Source organism: Novosphingobium sp. BAM6 (assembly GCF_057784955.1).
In genome coordinates this window covers 869,371-885,518 of the sequence record NZ_JBYNTR010000001.1, presented here as the reverse complement: position 1 = coordinate 885,518, position 16,148 = coordinate 869,371, and the positions used below count along the sequence as shown (strand labels likewise).

The following is a 16,148-nucleotide window of genomic DNA, read 5'->3' as shown; positions in this document are numbered from 1 at the left end:
AAGGGGCGACAGGTACAGGAATGGGCGCTCCGACGGGAAAATCGGAGCGGGCAAGTCATAGGAGGAGATGACCTTGACCACAGTTCTCAACACACCGCTTTCCGCGCAGGGTATCGAGACCACTGCAACGATCCACGCCAATCTGCAGACCACACCGCTGGTCGAACATGCGGTCCGCAACGGGGAGGGTGTGCTCGCAGCGGACGGCCCGTTCGTCGTGGCGACCGGCAAGCACACAGGCCGTTCGGCCAAGGACAAGTTCATCGTCCGCGATGCGACGACCGAAGACACCGTATGGTGGGGCGACGTCAATCGCCCCATGACCGAGGCGCATTTTGCCGCGCTCAAGAGCGATTTCCTGAAAGCGCTGTCGCAGAAGGACACGCTTTACGTCGCGGACCTGTTCGGCGGCTCGCAGCCGGAGCACCGCGTGAACGTGCGCGTGGTCAACGAATATGCCTGGCACAACCTGTTCATCCGCACGCTGCTGGTCCGTCCCACGCAGGATGAACTTGCCAGCTTCGCGCCCGAATACACGATCATCGATCTGCCCAGCTTCCGCGCCGATCCCGAGCGCCACGGCTGCCGCAGCGAGACGGTGATCGCGGTCAACTTCACCGAGAAGCTGATCCTGATCGGCGGCACAGCCTATGCGGGCGAGATGAAGAAGTCGGTCTTCGGCATCCTCAACTTCCTGCTGCCCGCCAAGGGCGTGATGCCGATGCACTGCTCGGCCAATATCGGCCCCGATGGCGATACGGCGGTGTTCTTCGGCCTTTCCGGCACCGGCAAGACCACGCTCTCGGCCGATGCCTCACGCACGCTGATCGGCGATGACGAACATGGCTGGTCGGACACCGCCGTCTTCAATTTCGAAGGCGGCTGCTACGCCAAGATGATCCGCATTTCGGCCGACGCCGAGCCGGAAATCTACGCCACCACCAAGCGTTTTGGCACCGTGCTCGAAAACGTGGTGATCGATCCCGACACGCGCGCGCTTGATTTCGACGATGCCTCGCTCGCCGAGAACTCGCGCGGGGCCTATCCGATCGACTTCATTCCCAACACCTCGGAAGAAAATCTGGGCCCTGTGCCGCAGAACATCATCTTCCTGACCGCCGATGCCTTCGGCGTGCTCCCCCCGATCGCGCGCCTCACACCCGAGCAGGCAATGTATCACTTCCTCTCGGGCTATACCGCCAAGGTCGCGGGCACCGAGATCGGCGTGACCGAGCCGGAAGCAACGTTCTCCACCTGCTTCGGTGCGGCATTCATGCCGCGTCACCCGTCGGTCTACGGCAATCTGCTGAAGGAGCGGATCGCCAGGGGCGGCGTGAAGTGCTGGCTGGTCAACACCGGCTGGTCGGGTGGCAAGGCGACGATGGAGGGCATCAAGCGCATGCCGATCAAGGCCACGCGCGCGCTGCTGAATGCCGCGCTCGATGGCTCGCTCAACAATGCCGAGTTCAAGGAAGATCCGAACTTCGGCTTCGAAGTGCCTGTTTCGGTTCCGGGTGTCGATACGAAGTTGCTCGATCCGCGCAGTGCTTGGGCCGATCCGGTTGCTTATGACGAGACCGCACAAGCGCTGGTTAAGCGCTTCATCGACAACTTCGCGCAGTACGAAGCCCACGTCGACGAAGGCGTTCGCAAGGCCGCACCGGGGCTCGCTCCCACAGTCGAAGCGGCCTGATGGGAAGGTGACGAACAGCGGGAGGCCCCCTGCTTTGGTTGGGGGCCTCTTGTTCTGTCATGACAACCGTGCATGATCGCGTGAATGCCAAGAGTGGCAGCCCGTCGTTAAGAAGGAGTACGCGAAATGGGAATGTTCGATTCGATCCTCGGTCAGGTGAGCGAGCACGCCGACGTCGAGAACCTTGCCGCCAAGCTCGGCATCGATCCCGCGATGGCGGAGAAGGCGATTGCCGCGCTCGGCATCGCGCACCAGCAGCCCGGCGACACTGCCGAACTCGCTGCCGAGAAGACCGGGCTCGACCTTGGCACGATCCAGTCGCTGATCGGCCATATCGGCGGCGAAGGCTCGCTCAGCGAATTTGCAGGCCAGATCGCCTCCGATCCCTCGAAGATCGCCTCGATGTTCGACAAGGACGGTGACGGCAGCGCGATCGACGATATCACCGATATGGCCAAGGGCTTCTTTGGCCGCTCGTAATCGCCTGAAAGCCTGATGAAAAGGCCGGAAGCCCAGCTTGGGTTTCCGGCCTTTTCGTTTGTTCACAACCAGGCGTCTCGGATCACTTGATCGGGCAATCCGGCGCGAGGCGCATGTCGAGATAGCGATCGACCGAGGTCATCAGTTCGGCCGTCTCGTTCTCGAAGAAGTGATTGGCGCGCGGAATCTCGTCGTGATGGATGGTGATGTGCTTTTGCGTGCGCAGCTTGTCGACGAGCTTCTGCACGGCATTGGGCGTCACCACCGTATCGCCGGTGCCCTGGATGATGATGCCCGAAGCCGGGCAGGGCGCCAGGAACGAGAAATCGTACATGTTGGCGGGCGGTGCGATCGAGATGAAGCCGCGAATTTCGGGGCGACGCATCAGCAACTGCATGCCGATCAGCGCGCCGAACGAACTACCCGCGATCCAGGTGGTCGAAGCCTCGGGATGGATCGACTGTACCCAGTCGAGTGCGGCCGCGGCGTCCGAAAGCTCGCCGATGCCGTTGTCGAAGCTGCCCTGGCTGCGGCCGACGCCGCGGAAGTTGAAGCGCAGAGTCGCAAAGCCGCGGTTCACGAAGGTCTTGTAAAGGTGCTGCGTGATGCGGTCGTTCATCGTGCCGCCGGCCTGCGGGTGCGGGTGCAGGATCATCGCCACGGGCGCACGGGCGCGGGTTGCGGGCTGGAAGCGGCCTTCGAGGCGGCCTTCGGGACCGGGGAAGATGACGGCTGGCATAGTTGTGTGTCGACCTGACCTGTTGAAACTCCCGCCCAGGCCACGATCGTATCGACCGGCGGCCACAAGCGGGAGTGTAAAAGAGCAAAGTCCGTATATAGAAACGGCTTCCTTGAAAACAACTTTACGATCCGAGCGTGCCGGAAACCATCTATCTCGATCATGCCGCCACTACGCCGATGCTGCCTGCCGCCCGTGAGGCCTGGCTCGAAGGCGCTGACATCTGGGCCAATCCCTCCAGCCCTCACAAGCCGGGCCGCGCCGCACGCGCCGCGCTGGAAGACGCGCGCGAACGGGTGAAGGCCGCGCTGCAATGGCAAGGCGAGGTGATCTTCACCTCGGGCGCCAGCGAAGCGCTCGCGCTGGGGCTGGGGCGAGCCAAGGCAGAGCGCAGGCTGGTCTCGGCCGTGGAGCACGACGCCGTGTTCCGCGCCGCACCGGGGGCGGAGGTGTTGCCGATCCGCGACGGAGAAGTCGATCCCGAGGCTCTGGCCGCAGCGCTTTCGCTGCCGGGAAAAGCGATAGTTGCGGTCCAGTCGATCAATTCCGAAACCGGCACCGTTCTGCTGCCCTATGCCCGCAATCCGGTGATCGAACAGGTTCGCGGCGCCGGAGGGGTGGTGCTGGCGGACTGCTCGCAATCGGCCGGCAAGTCGCCTTTCCCCGATGCCGACATGATCGTGCTCTCCGCACACAAGCTCGGTGGCCCCATCGGTATCGGCGCGCTGTTAGTACGCGATTTTGTCATGATAGAGCCTAACGGCGGGCAGGAGCGCGGCTATCGTGCCGGCACCGAGAACCTGCCCGGCGCGATGGCGTTCGCCGCAGCGCTGGAAGCAGGCGGCATCGACAGTTGGGCAACCACCGCCGAGCAGCGCTTTGACTTCAGGAATCGTCTCTACGACTATGGCGAGGTGCTGCAACCGGGCTTTCAGTGCTCGCATATCTTTGCGGTCGCCGCACCGAAACTCGCTGCGACCGCGACGCTGATCCGTATGGATGCACTCGGCTTTGCCATTTCGGCGGGAAGCGCCTGTTCGTCGGGTACTTTGAAACCAAGCCGGGTCTTGCAGGGTTTCAACATAGACCCCGATCTGGCGAAACGCACGGTGCGCGTATCTATCGGATGGAATACGTCGCCTGAGGATCTCTCGGCCTTTGCGCAGGCCTGGGAATCGATCCATAAGAGGCTGCCGTAAGGATAAGGGAGAGGGACGCATGATCTACCTCGACTATCAGGCGACGACGCCGCTGGCGCCCGAAGCGCGTGAGGCGATGCTGGCGTGGCTTTCCGGCCCGGATACCGACGGCTTTGCCAATCCGCACAGCCCGCACCGGGCAGGTCGCGGTGCCGCTGCCGCTGTCGAGATCGCGCGCGAGCAGGTGGCGCAGCTTCTGCCCCCCGGTGGTCGGGTGATCTTCACCTCCGGCGCAACCGAGGCGATCAACCTTGCGCTGCTGGGTTCGGGACGCAGGCATCTTGCCGTCTCCGCCATCGAACATGCCGCCGTGCTCGATTGCGCGCAGGCGATAGACCCGGCGCTGGCCATGTTGCCGGTGGATAGCGAGGGGCTGGTCGCAGGCGATGTGCCGCTCCCAGCGCAAACCGGCCTCGTTGCGGTGATGCAGGTCAACAACGAAATCGGCACGATCCAGCCGGTCGAAGCTCTCGCCGAGCGCGCCCATGCGCAAGGCGCGCTGTTCCTGTGCGATGCGGTGCAGGGCGCGGGCAAACTGGCTCCGCCTGAGAACGCCGACCTGATCGCGATCTCCGCGCACAAGCTCTACGGACCCAAGGGCATCGGCGCGCTCTGGGTACGCGATGGTGTTGAACTCACCCCGCTGATCCGGGGCGGCGGGCAGGAACAGGGCTTGCGCTCCGGCACGCTCAGCCCGGCGCTTTGCGCGGGCTTCGGTGCCGCTGCGGCACTGGCCCATCGCCGTCGCACCGAGGATGCCGCGCGCGCCGAAGCCCTCTGGCACCGGACCCGCGCCATGCTGGGGCGCTGGACGCTGAACGGTTCGGCGATCGCGCGCTGGCATGGCAATCTCAACCTGCGTCTGTCGGGGCTGGATGTCGCACGGCTGATGTCGGACCTTCGCGACGTGGCGTTCTCTGCCGGATCTGCCTGCGCCAGCGGTTCGGGGCGCCCCAGTCATGTGCTGCGCGCGCTGGGGCTTTCAGATTCCGATGCAAAGACCTCTATCCGCCTCGGATTCGGACGTTATAGTCACCTTCGGGACATTGAGGATGCCTGCGCACGCCTGGAAGCCGCCGCTGCGGACCAGGGCGTATGAGTTGCAGGAGTATGAATTGCCGGACGTACGTTTCGTAACGGAGCAGGGCGAGATCGTCCTCGCCCATGCCGCCAGCGGCGAGAGGCTGCTGAAAGTGGCGCAGATCGCAGGCATGCCGCTGGAAGGCACCTGCGAGGGGCAGATGGCCTGTTCCACCTGCCATGTGATCGTGGCACCCGACTGGTTCCCGCGTCTGCCCGATCCGTCCGACGAGGAAGAAGACCTGCTCGATCTTGCCGCACACGTCACCCGGACCAGCCGCCTCGCCTGCCAGATCAGCGTGACCGAGGATCTCGACGGGATCGAGGTGCGCATTCCCCGCAATGCGCACAACCTGCAGATCGGCTGACCGCTTCCGCTCCCTCCATCCTCGCGAAAGATCGTCGGAAAACTTGGGTCAAGGGTATTCCGGTCTGCCGATCGCGTTGCTAGGCTGTTCCTACCATGGTGAACACGATCGACGACGCTCCGGACCCTTTCGACGCCATTGTCGATGCGCCTTTCGATGCCGCGCTCTCCGAGCGCTATCTCGTCTATGCGCTTTCGACGATCACCGCGCGGTCGCTGCCCGATCTTCGCGACGGGCTGAAGCCGGTCCACCGTCGCCTGCTCTGGGCGATGCGGCAGCTGAAACTCGATCCCGCCAGCGCCTACAAGAAATCCGCCCGTGTCGTCGGCGACGTGATCGGCAAATATCACCCGCATGGCGATGCCTCGGTCTACGATGCGATGGTCCGTCTCGCGCAGGACTTCTCGCTGCGCTATCCACTTGTCGAGGGGCAGGGCAACTTCGGCAATATCGACGGCGATAATGCCGCCGCCTATCGTTACACCGAAGCGCGCCTGACCAAGACCGCGATCCAGCTCATGGCCGGGCTGGACGAGGGCACTGTCGATTTCGTCCCCACCTACAATGGCGAAGAGAGCGAGCCGGATATCTTCCCCGGCCTGTTCCCGAACCTGCTGGCCAATGGCGCCACCGGCATCGCGGTGGGCATGGCGACCTCGATCCCCAGCCACAACGTCGCCGAGATCATAGACGCCACGTTGATGCTGATCGACAATCCGCAGGCCGAGCACGCGCAGATCATGCAGGTGTTCAAGGGGCCGGACTTCGCGACCGGCGGCCTCGTGGTCGACAGTCCCGAGGCGATCAGCCACGCCTACGAGACCGGCAAGGGCGCCTTCCGCGTGCGTGGTCGTTTCTCGACCGGGCGCAACGAGGACGGCAGCTGGGAAGAGACCGGCATCGAAAAGCTGGGCGGCGGCCAGTGGCAGCTCGTCATCAGCGAAATTCCCTACATGCTGCCCAAGGGCAAGCTGATCGAGCAGGTCGCGCAGCTGATCGCCGATCGCAAGCTGCCGATCCTCGAAGACATTCGCGACGAGAGCGACGAGAGCATCCGCATCGTCTTCGTGCCCAAGAGCCGCAATGTCGATCCGGAGCTGTTGAAGGAAAGCCTCTACCGTCTCTCCGATCTGGAGAGCCGCTTCTCGCTCAACCTCAACGTGCTCGACGCGCATCGCACGCCGGGCGTTCTCGGCATCCGGCTGGTGTTGCAGGAGTGGGTCTTTGCGCAGATCGACATCCTGCTGCGCCGCACCCAGCATCGCCTCGAAAAGATCGCCGCCCGCCTCGAACTGCTCGAAGGCTACATCATTGCCTACCTCAACCTCGACCGGATCATCGAGATCATCCGGACCGAGGACGAGCCCAAGCAGGTGATGATGGCCGAGTTCAGCCTGACCGACCGTCAGGCCGAGGCGATCCTCAACATGCGCCTGCGCTCCTTGCGCAAGCTGGAGGAAATGGAGTTGCGGCAGGAACATGCCGAACTGCTGAAAGAGCAGGACGACCTCACCAAGCTGCTCGAAAGCCCGGCCCGCCAGCGCACGCGCCTCAAGCGCGATCTCAACACCCTGCGCAAGGACTATGCCGAGACCACCGTGCTCGGCCGTCGCCGCACCACCATCGCGCAGGCGACGCCCACGGTCGAATTCTCGATGGATGCGATGATCGAGAAGGAGCCGGTGACGGTGATCCTCTCGGCAAGGGGCTGGATCCGTGCCGCGAAGGGCCATGTGCCCCTCGATGGCGACTTCAAGTTCAAGGAAGGCGACGGCCCTGCCTTTGCGTTCCATGCCCAGACCACCGACAAGATCCTGATCGCGGTGGAGAACGGTCGTTTCTACACGCTCGGCGCCGACAAGCTGCCCGGCGCGCGCGGCTTTGGCGAACCGATCCGCACGATGGTCGATATCGACGCCGACGCGCACATCATCGCCGCCATGCCGCACAAACCCAAGGCGCAACTGCTGCTCGCCTCGAACATCGGGCGTGGGTTTGCGGCGGACAGCGACGAACTTCTGGCCGAAACCCGCAAGGGCAAGGCGGTCATGTCCACCAAGCCCGGCGTCACGCTCACCATCGTTCGCGAGATTCCGGCAGAGCACGATCACGTTGCCGTGGTGGGTGACAACCGCAAGCTCGTCGTCTTCAGTCTGGAAGAGCTTCCGGTGCTGGCCAAGGGGCAGGGCGTTACGCTCCAGCGCTATCGCGATGGCGGTCTTGCCGATGCGATCACGCTGAAGCTGGAGGATGGCCTCTCCTGGACGATGGGCGGCGATACCGGTCGCACGCGCACCGAAAAGGACATGGTGCTGTGGAAGGTCGCGCGCGGTGCCGCCGGACGCCTGCCGCCCAACGGCTTCCCGCGCGACAACAAGTTTCAGGGGTAATCCGAATGCATCATCCCGGTGTAGGCCGGGATGATGATGGCGGCGTCAGGCCCCCGTCACCTTCTGCGGATGGTGCGGTTCCAGAATCAGCGTGTTGCGCTCAACGCGCCAGCCCGCGAGGCGCGAGAGCAGGTTCATGCCGATAACATTGGCATCCTGAAGGCCTGGCACGATCACGGCGTCGAGATCGCGGGCGACGATATTGCCCATGTGCATCTCGTCGATCGTGGCCATGTCGGCGGAGACGGTGCCGTTGGCGGTCTGCATCATCACTGCACGTCGGATCGGCTGCACCTCGACGCCTGCCTCATGCGCGGCACGCGGGCTCAGCGCGGTGATGGTCGCGCCGGTATCGACAAGGAAGCGGATCGGGGTGCCGTTCACCTTGGCACGGATCCAGAAGTGCCCGTCGGGCGACATCGGAACCCGCGTTACCCGGCCTTCCACCACCTGCCTGGGAACGCCCAGCGCGGGGATGGAGATGTCCGCGCTGGTCGAAAACCGCGCGACCTGCGCCACTGTCAGCAGCAGCGCCGCTACCAGCCCGAGCGTACCGATCCCTCTCAGCAGTCCTGCAATCCACGGGAGCGGGCGGCGCAGCACGCCGCCCAGCACGCTGACGAAGATCGCCGCCAGCGCGAGCGCCAGCAAGGGCTGGCCCCGCAACCACGGCAGAAGGTCATGAAAGCCCGAGAGATCGAAGCCGGAAAGGTTCATATACCGAGCGTTTAGTTTCCGCCGGCTTTCTCGTCGCTGACTGGCCGGCTTGTCGCACCGGCAGACGGCACCAGCGTCATCCGGTCACCGTCCACCCGCCAGCCTTTCAGGCGGGAAAGCAGGTTCATGCCGATCACGCTGGTATCGCCTGCACTGTCGGGTGTGACCGCCACCGGGAGTTCGCGCGCCGAAACGCCGCCGAAGTCCAGCGATCCTGCGGTCGACATACGCGCGACGATAGTGCCGTTGGCGGTATCGAGCATGCGGCCCTCGCTATCGGGATCGACAATGATGCCTGCCGCCTGCGCGACGCTTTGCGAGATCGAGGTGTAGGTCGCACCGGTATCGATCAGGAAGGCGGTAGGCACGCCGTTCAATTTCGCCTCGACCCAGAAGTGGCCGTCCCGACGTTTGGCGATCTGCGTCTCGTCACCTGAAACGGTGGCGGGGCGGGTGTGGTCGAACCAGTCCGCGGCCTCCGACCTGTCGTTGTTGAGTGCAGATTCTGCGACGGTCAGCAAGATCACGGCGGCCATGATAAGATAGGCCCCGTTGCGCAAACCCTGCGCCAGACGTGTGCGCTCGGGCGACAGCATCATTGAGGCGATACCCGCCAGCACCGCTATCACGGCCAGCGCCAACAAGGGATTGGCATAAAGTTGCGCCCCCAGTTCACCCAGGTTCACGAGGCGAGTTCCTTGTCCAGCATTGCGTCGATGGTTGCAGGATCGGACGGGAAGCCTGCCGCGATCCAGCAGTCCTCTACCCTTCGCAGCGTGGCAGCAACCTGCGGCCCGGCGCTGACACCGCGCGCGACGATCTGCCCGCCTTTCACCGGAAAGAGAGGAATATCCCAACGGCTGAGCGACGAGGTGTCCGCGCCTGCCAGAAGCAGACGATCTAGCGCCTCGTCACGCCCCAACCGATAGGCGAGTTCGCGGGCGGATGGCATCTCACCGGTCCGTGCAGCCGCCAGTGACAGGCGTTTCCTCTGCGCGCCAGAGAGTCGGAAACGCGCGGCGACCTGTTCGGCGAGCCCCGGCTGCTGCGGCACCAGCGCTGCCAGACGACGCAGCGGATCCGGCGCGATACCTTGCGCCTTTTCCGTCGCGACAAGCCGGGCGAGGGCGGGAACGTCTGCTTCCGGCAGGATTTCGCGCAAGACTCCGAGTTCCTCCATCCGCGCCACGGTTGGTGCCGGATCGGGCAGTCCCAGCAGGTTCATGGTCTCCATGCCGACCCTTTCGCGCGACAGGCCTTTCAGCGTGGCGGCAAGATCATGGCATGCCTCTTCTGCCTGTTTATCAGCAGGTTGCGCTCCAAACCTCGCCTGAAACCGAAAGTATCGCAGGATGCGCAGGTGATCCTCACGGATGCGCTGTGCGGCATCGCCGATAAACCGGACCTTGCGGGCATCGAGATCGGCCAGCCCTCCGAACCAGTCGAATACCTCGCCGGTCAGGGGATCGGCATAAAGCGCATTGATCGTGAAATCGCGGCGAGCGGCATCCTCGCGCCAGTCGCTAGCGAAAGCCACGGTCGCGCGGCGGCCATCGGTGCTGACATCGTGGCGCAGCGTGGTGATCTCGACCGGACCGCCCGGCAGGACAGCGGTCACGGTGCCGTGCTCGATTCCGGTCGGCACCTTGCGGATAGCCGCCGCATCAAGGCGCTGCATGACCTCTTCTGGATGCAGCGCCGTCGCCATGTCGATATCCTTGACCGGCGCGCCGAGCAGACTGTCCCGCACCGCGCCGCCGACATAGCGCACGTTCTCCCGGCCCAGCGCCGCAACCAACGCAGCCAGATCGGGCCGCGCCATCCATTCGGCCTCAAGCCGTTTCGTCATGCCAGTTCAGTCTTCTTGCAAGGTTGGAGAGGATCGCCCCGGTCACGCCCCAGATGACATGGCCCTGCCAGTCGATCTCGATGACAGGATACTGTCGGCCATTGCGCTCCAGCAATCGGGTGCGCTGGTTGGTCGGATCGAGCACGAATTCCGCAGGGGCTTCGAACCATTGCGCCACTTCGGCAGCATTGGGACGAATTTCGATATCGGGGGGAATGATACCGATCACCGGTGTAATTTCATAGCCGCTGCCGGTGCGATAGACGTCGGTTGCACCCACCACGCGAACGAGATCGGAAGGAATGCCGAGTTCCTCCTCTGCCTCTCTCAAGGCTGCCTCTGTCGCGTTCTCCCCCGGTTCACGGCGACCGCCGGGAAGGGCGATCTGCCCCGGATGGGCGCGCATCGTCGAGGGACGATGGAGCATGAGGATTCCAGGGGTATCCCGTTCTGTCAGGGCAATAAGGACTGAAGCCGGCTTCAGTTCGAGGTCGCTGTCTTTCACGCGCGGATCGGACAGGCGCATCGGAGGTTGCTCTGCATGCGCATAGGCGAGGCGCTGCGCCACTCGTTGGAACAGGTCACTCATACAGATGGCACCAGCGCAAAGGTGCATCCCTTGCTGCTGACCGACATGTCTGAGAGTTCAATCGCAATTTCAGCGAGTTGCAGCCATGTGCTGCGATCCAGTCTGGCTTCAAGCCCATGGCGGACTGCGAGATAGATCGCCGGTGCCTCGATGCTCCCACGGGCGATCAGCGGATGATCGCTATCGGCAATAACGAACTCATCGGTGTTCAACCGAAAGACCAGCGCATCATCTTCGTGCTTGAGATCGACGGCAAGAAAAGCGGCATCGTCCACCACGATCGACAGCTTCTGTCCCGGCGTGACCAGCCAGTGCTGCCCTTGCGCATCACGGATCAGCAGCTGCGAGAAGGCGCGAACCATCGCGGCGCGGCGAATTTCCGTGCCTTCATGATACCAGGGCCCATCTGCGGCGATCCGCATATCGCTATCGCCAACCACATCCGGTCGCCACGTATCGACCGGCGCGAGCCTGCGCTCGGCGACCAGTTCGGCGATACGGGACAGACTGAGGCCTGCCAGATCAGGGGGCGGATCGTAAGGCATGGCGCCCGGATGCCAGATCGGCACCCCGACGCCAAGCGTTCCTTGTCGACATCAGGCCTTGTCAAAATCAGACCTTGTCGAAATCAGGCGGTGAACTCAGCGCAGCCAGGGGCCGAGCATACCCGCTTCGGGCAGGACCGCCGCGTTAGGCGTGCGCACCAGCAGGCGATGACGCTCGAACGGTCCGGGCAGATCCCAGTCGCCCGTGGGGCCACTTTCGAAGCCCCAGAAGCGGCCATAATACTCGGGATCACCGATCAGGACCTGCGGCAGCGGCGCGCGCGGATCGAGGCCTGCGAGCGCAGCGGACATCAGCGCCTGACCGTAGCCCATACCCTGATGCTCGGGCAGCACGGCAACCGGGCCGACCATCACCATCGGATGGGCACGGCCTGCCGGGTCGGTGAGAGCCACCGGCCAGCACTGGATCGTGCCGACCAGCATCTCGTTCGCATCCATCGCCGCGAAGCTGAGCGCCGGGAGCCAGTCGGTCCCTTCGCGCACCTTGTAGGCGGTTCGCTGGTGTCGCTCGGAACCGAAAGCGCGGTCGAGCAGGCTCTCGACAAGCACGGGGTCGACGTTATCGAGCGGGATCAGCGTGGATTGAACGGTGTCGGACATGGCGCGCGCGGATAGGCGGGTCTGCGGGGTTTGTCGATTCAAATCGCAGGATACAGGCCTGCCTGTACAGTAATCGCCACATTGGGACGGATCTTGCCCCGCCGCGATACAGCGGCGATAGACGCTTCCCATGAGCACCTCGCCTGCACCGTTCGTCCTGCCACCCCGCATCGTCATCGGCGTGGATGAAGCCGGGCGAGGGCCTCTTGCAGGACCAGTGGTGGCGGGGGCGGTGATCCTGCCCAAGCCACGACCTTCCGGCCTCGATGATTCCAAGAAGCTCTCTGCCAAACGCCGTGCGGAGCTGGAAGCTGTGATCCATCGCCGTTGCCTGTGGGCGCTGGGCGTCGTCGATGTCGAGGAGATCGATCGCCTCAACATTTTCGGCGCCACGATGCTGGCGATGACCCGTGCGGTAGCGGCGCTATGCGCCCAGATCGGCCAAGAACCCCACGAGGTATTGATCGACGGCAACATGACACCTGCGGGACGTCGTCCGGAATGGCGATGGAATGCCCGCGCCATCGTCGGCGGCGATGCGCTGGAGCCTTGCATTTCCGCAGCCTCGATCGTCGCCAAGGAGCATCGCGACCGGGTGATGCGGGGCCTTGCCCAACAGCACCCGCACTACGGGTGGGAACGCAATGCCGGATACGGCACCGCGCAACACCTCGCCGCACTGCGCGAACATGGCGCGACCGTACACCATCGCCGCAGTTTCGCGCCGGTTGCGCAACTCTCGCTGCTGTAAGCGGAAAACTGGTTCAAGCCTTTCCGGATTGTTCCTGGGCACGAAATAAATTTCGCATGAGAGTCGTGCGAGTCACACCGCAGAATCTTGAGTCATCGCGATTCGCAAGCCCACTACATCTTGTGTCGGATTCGTTTTGTTCCGCTTCCGATTCATCTGAATCGCCAGAGATTCCCACGAGTCGCGGCTTGACGGCGAGTCTCTGACGACTCAAAAGGAGGAACATTTTCCACATCTGAGTTTCGGAGCACACATGGGTCAGGTCCTCGTCAAGGAGCGTCTTCGCGCAGCAGCACCGGCGCCCACGCCGCGCGAACTGCTGCCGCTGGGCCGCATCATTCCGGGCGACTGCATCGAGGCCATGCGCTCGCTGCCGGACGCCTGCGTCGACATGGTTTTCGCCGACCCGCCGTACAACCTCCAGCTGGGCGGCGACCTTGCCCGTCCCGATGGTAGCCACGTCGATGCCGTGACCAACGACTGGGACAAGTTCTCCAGCTTTGCCGCCTATGACCAGTTCACCCGCGAGTGGCTGACCGAGGCGCGCCGCGTGCTCAAGCCCGACGGCTCGCTGTGGGTGATCGGCTCGTACCACAACGTGTTCCGCCTCGGCGCGATCATGCAGGACATGGGCTTCTGGATTCTGAACGACATCGTCTGGCGCAAGGCGAACCCGATGCCCAATTTCAAGGGCACGCGCTTCACCAACGCGCATGAGACGCTGATCTGGGCGAGCATGGGCGAGAAGTCGAAGTACACCTTCAACTACCGCGCGATGAAGACGCTGAACGACGAACTTCAGATGCGTTCGGACTGGGTGCTGCCGATCTGCAACGGCGCCGAGCGTCTCAAGAAGGGTGGCCGCAAGGTTCACCCGACGCAGAAGCCCGAAGCGCTGCTCTACCGCGTCATGCTGGCGACCACCAATGCCGGCGATGTCGTGCTCGATCCGTTCTTCGGCACCGGCACCACGGGTGCAGTCGCCAAGCGCCTTGGCCGCGAGTGGATCGGCTGCGAGCGTGAGAGCGACTATCGCGAAGCCGCCCTGGAGCGTATCGAGATGGCACTGCCGCTCGACGAGAGCGCGCTCAAGACCATGCAGTCAAAGCGGACCGCCCCCAAGGTCGCTTTCGGCACGCTGGTCGAGACCGGCTGGATCGAACCCGGCACCAAGGTCTTCGACAAGAAGCGCCGCCATGTCGCCTCGATCCGCGCCGATGGCTCGCTGATCCAGGGCAATGCGACCGGCTCGATCCATGGTCTGGGCAAGGATGTGCAAGGCGCGCCGTCGTGCAACGGCTGGACCTTCTGGCATCTGGAGCACGAAGGCGAAGTGAAGCCGCTCGACGCGATCCGTCAGCTCTACATCCTCGCCACCGAGCCCTGAACTTCAGAGCGGCATCATGACGCGGCAGGTTTACATCCGTCCGATCGGCTTTGCCGAAAGCCCGCAAAGCGAGCTTGGCGAAGCCATACGGCTGGGCGGCTCGATGGTCTGGGCCAGCCGCTTTGCGCTGATCGTGCGCGAGGACGGCGTGGTGACACGGCGCGAGCGGGTCGATGTTCCAGCTATGCCGACCGCGCTTGCCGGTCTGCCAGACGATCTGGCGCAGGAAGCGGAAACGCAATGGGTGAACCTGCGCAAGAGCCATCCTGCGTTGCAGTGCGGAAACCGGACTATCCGCTTCGACCAGCCTCAGGTCATGGCGATCCTCAACCGCACGCCGGACAGTTTCTCGGACGGAGGCCGCTTCGACAGCGACCTTGATGCCGCCGCCGACCATGCCATGCAGATGCTGGAGGCGGGGGCCGCGATTATCGATGTCGGCGGCGAGTCTACCCGCCCCGGCGCTGCGTCCGTGTGGGAGGGGGACGAAATCGCCCGCGTCGTGCCGATCGTGGACAGGCTGGCCAGGGCAGGCGCTGCGATCAGCGTCGATACCCGGCGGGCCGGGGTGATGGAAGCCGCGCTCAAGGTCGGCGCACATATCTTTAACGACGTCTCGGGGCTGCGTTTCGATCCGCGCAGCGCCGAACTGGCTGCCAACGCCGGAACGCCGGTGGTACTTATGCATGCTCCCGGCGACGGGAACGACCTGCATGCCGAACATGGCTATCGCGATGTCGTGCTCGACGTGTTCGATCGCCTGAAAGGCCTTCGCGATCGGGCGATGGAACAGGGGCTCGCTCCGGAGCGCATCTGGCTGGATCCGGGCATTGGCTTTGGCATGTCCGTCGCCGAAAACCTTGCCTTGATGAATGGCCTGCCGCTGTTCCACGCTCTGGGGCACCCGATCCTGCTCGGCGCTAGCCGCAAACGAATGATCGGCGCGCTTGCGGGCGAAGTCCCTGCAGATCAGCGCCTGGGAGGCTCGCTGACACTGGCCCTGAAGGCCGCTGAAGCGGGGTGCCATGTGATCCGCGTCCACGATGCCCTCGAAACCGTTCAGGCCCTGCGTGTCTGGCGAGGTCTTCGCGACAGTGCTCTGACAGACTTCTCGCAAATACCGGAATAAAGCGCACCAGCTGCGCCTATATCGGCTGTAAATCTGAATATCCGTACAGAAAGAGTAGTTCCCAGAGCACATAATAACATGTTGCCGGTGGAACGGCTCGCTTCATCCATTTTGCGGACGACTTTTTCCGACTTGCTCGTTTCTCCCTCAAACGCAGGCAATCGGGCCTGTGTCGTACAAGCGAAAGGGAGTAATTCCATGAAGCAGACCACGACCATCCGAGCCGCTCTGGCCGTCGCCGCGCTGGGCGTGACCGGCGGCGTAACCGCTACCGCCATGGCCGCCTTGCCCATGATGTACGAGGAATCGCTCGCCCATCAGGAAGAAGGGCGGATCATCAAGTCTCCGATCGGCGGGATCGAGAACAGCCACTGGTTCAATTATCGCGCCAACATCAACGAGAGCCGCAAGGAGCTGGTCAGCGACATGCGCCATGCCAGCGATACCGAGGATCGCCGCGATGCTTGGGACGAATACGCGCACGAACTGGGCCATGAGCGCGCCGGCTACGTGAAGTACATGGCCAAGCGCGGCTACCGCATGCCTCAGGTCTACTTCGAAGGCATGTAAACCAGCCACCGAGGGATGAAGCCTCTCCCGCTCTCGGGCGG

Annotated in this window: 17 protein-coding genes; 10 read left to right on the top strand and 7 right to left on the bottom strand. The window is 63.7% G+C overall.

Going from position 1 to position 16,148, the window contains the following annotated elements:
- The first annotated feature begins 73 nt into the window (after positions 1–73).
- Complete coding sequence (locus tag AC3EC3_RS04210) at positions 74–1,693, top strand: phosphoenolpyruvate carboxykinase (RefSeq protein ID WP_488488402.1); 1,620 nt, start codon at positions 74–76, stop codon at positions 1,691–1,693.
- Positions 1,694–1,819: 126 nt separating this feature from the next.
- Positions 1,820–2,173, top strand: coding sequence for a hypothetical protein (locus AC3EC3_RS04205; RefSeq protein ID WP_488488401.1), 354 nt, complete (start codon positions 1,820–1,822; stop codon positions 2,171–2,173).
- Between the two features lie 82 nt (positions 2,174–2,255).
- Here the strand turns inward: AC3EC3_RS04205 and AC3EC3_RS04200 are convergent, their stop codons facing one another.
- On the bottom strand, positions 2,256–2,912 hold the full coding sequence (locus AC3EC3_RS04200; RefSeq protein WP_488488400.1) for an alpha/beta hydrolase: 657 nt from the start codon (positions 2,910–2,912) through the stop codon (positions 2,256–2,258).
- Between the two features lie 137 nt (positions 2,913–3,049).
- Here AC3EC3_RS04200 and AC3EC3_RS04195 point away from each other — a divergent pair, with 137 nt between their 5' ends.
- The 4 genes from AC3EC3_RS04195 (at position 3,050) to parC (ending at position 7,949) form a co-directional block, all read left to right on the top strand.
- On the top strand, positions 3,050–4,111 hold the full coding sequence (locus AC3EC3_RS04195) for a cysteine desulfurase family protein (protein ID WP_488488399.1): 1,062 nt from the start codon (positions 3,050–3,052) through the stop codon (positions 4,109–4,111).
- A 19-nt stretch (positions 4,112–4,130) separates the two neighbouring features.
- Complete coding sequence (locus AC3EC3_RS04190) at positions 4,131–5,210, top strand: cysteine desulfurase family protein (RefSeq protein WP_488488398.1); 1,080 nt, start codon at positions 4,131–4,133, stop codon at positions 5,208–5,210.
- A 16-nt stretch (positions 5,211–5,226) separates the two neighbouring features.
- On the top strand, positions 5,227–5,559 hold the full coding sequence (locus tag AC3EC3_RS04185; protein WP_488488397.1) for a 2Fe-2S iron-sulfur cluster-binding protein: 333 nt from the start codon (positions 5,227–5,229) through the stop codon (positions 5,557–5,559).
- Positions 5,560–5,654: 95 nt separating this feature from the next.
- Positions 5,655–7,949 (top strand): DNA topoisomerase IV subunit A, encoded by a 2,295-nt coding sequence (gene parC, locus AC3EC3_RS04180; RefSeq protein ID WP_260922604.1) that lies wholly within the window; start codon positions 5,655–5,657, stop codon positions 7,947–7,949.
- A gap of 45 nt (positions 7,950–7,994) precedes the next feature.
- On the opposite strand, the gene AC3EC3_RS04175 is transcribed toward parC, so the two are convergent.
- From AC3EC3_RS04175 to AC3EC3_RS04150, 6 genes are all read right to left on the bottom strand, one after another.
- Entirely contained in the window at positions 7,995–8,666 is a 672-nt protein-coding gene (locus tag AC3EC3_RS04175; RefSeq protein WP_488488396.1) for a retropepsin-like aspartic protease family protein, read from the bottom strand.
- A gap of 11 nt (positions 8,667–8,677) precedes the next feature.
- Positions 8,678–9,352, bottom strand: coding sequence for a retropepsin-like aspartic protease family protein (locus AC3EC3_RS04170; protein ID WP_488488395.1), 675 nt, complete (start codon positions 9,350–9,352; stop codon positions 8,678–8,680).
- Positions 9,349–10,515, bottom strand: a complete 1,167-nt coding sequence (locus tag AC3EC3_RS04165) for a CCA tRNA nucleotidyltransferase (RefSeq protein ID WP_488488394.1) — start codon at positions 10,513–10,515, stop codon at positions 9,349–9,351. The genes AC3EC3_RS04170 and AC3EC3_RS04165 overlap by 4 nt, the downstream gene beginning before the upstream one ends.
- Positions 10,499–11,104, bottom strand: coding sequence for a CoA pyrophosphatase (locus AC3EC3_RS04160; protein ID WP_488488393.1), 606 nt, complete (start codon positions 11,102–11,104; stop codon positions 10,499–10,501). The genes AC3EC3_RS04165 and AC3EC3_RS04160 overlap by 17 nt, the downstream gene beginning before the upstream one ends.
- Complete coding sequence (locus AC3EC3_RS04155) at positions 11,101–11,649, bottom strand: DUF1285 domain-containing protein (RefSeq protein ID WP_488489195.1); 549 nt, start codon at positions 11,647–11,649, stop codon at positions 11,101–11,103. The genes AC3EC3_RS04160 and AC3EC3_RS04155 overlap by 4 nt, the downstream gene beginning before the upstream one ends.
- Before the next feature lie 96 nt (positions 11,650–11,745).
- The gene (locus tag AC3EC3_RS04150; protein ID WP_488488392.1) at positions 11,746–12,270 is read right to left on the bottom strand and encodes a GNAT family N-acetyltransferase; all 525 of its coding nucleotides are present in this window, start codon (positions 12,268–12,270) and stop codon (positions 11,746–11,748) included.
- A 130-nt stretch (positions 12,271–12,400) separates the two neighbouring features.
- Between AC3EC3_RS04150 and rnhB the strand changes: the two genes are divergently transcribed.
- The 4 genes from rnhB to AC3EC3_RS04130 all read left to right on the top strand — a co-directional run bounded on the left by rnhB (position 12,401) and on the right by AC3EC3_RS04130 (position 16,107).
- Positions 12,401–13,021, top strand: a complete 621-nt coding sequence (rnhB, locus tag AC3EC3_RS04145; RefSeq protein WP_488488391.1) for a ribonuclease HII — start codon at positions 12,401–12,403, stop codon at positions 13,019–13,021.
- Between the two features lie 253 nt (positions 13,022–13,274).
- Positions 13,275–14,408, top strand: a complete 1,134-nt coding sequence (locus tag AC3EC3_RS04140; protein WP_488488390.1) for a DNA methyltransferase — start codon at positions 13,275–13,277, stop codon at positions 14,406–14,408.
- A gap of 16 nt (positions 14,409–14,424) precedes the next feature.
- The gene (gene folP, locus AC3EC3_RS04135; protein WP_488488389.1) at positions 14,425–15,537 is read left to right on the top strand and encodes a dihydropteroate synthase; all 1,113 of its coding nucleotides are present in this window, start codon (positions 14,425–14,427) and stop codon (positions 15,535–15,537) included.
- Positions 15,538–15,735: 198 nt separating this feature from the next.
- Positions 15,736–16,107: a hypothetical protein gene (locus AC3EC3_RS04130; protein ID WP_488488388.1), complete on the top strand. Its 372-nt coding sequence runs from the start codon at positions 15,736–15,738 to the stop codon at positions 16,105–16,107.
- Positions 16,108–16,148: the final 41 nt, after the last annotated feature.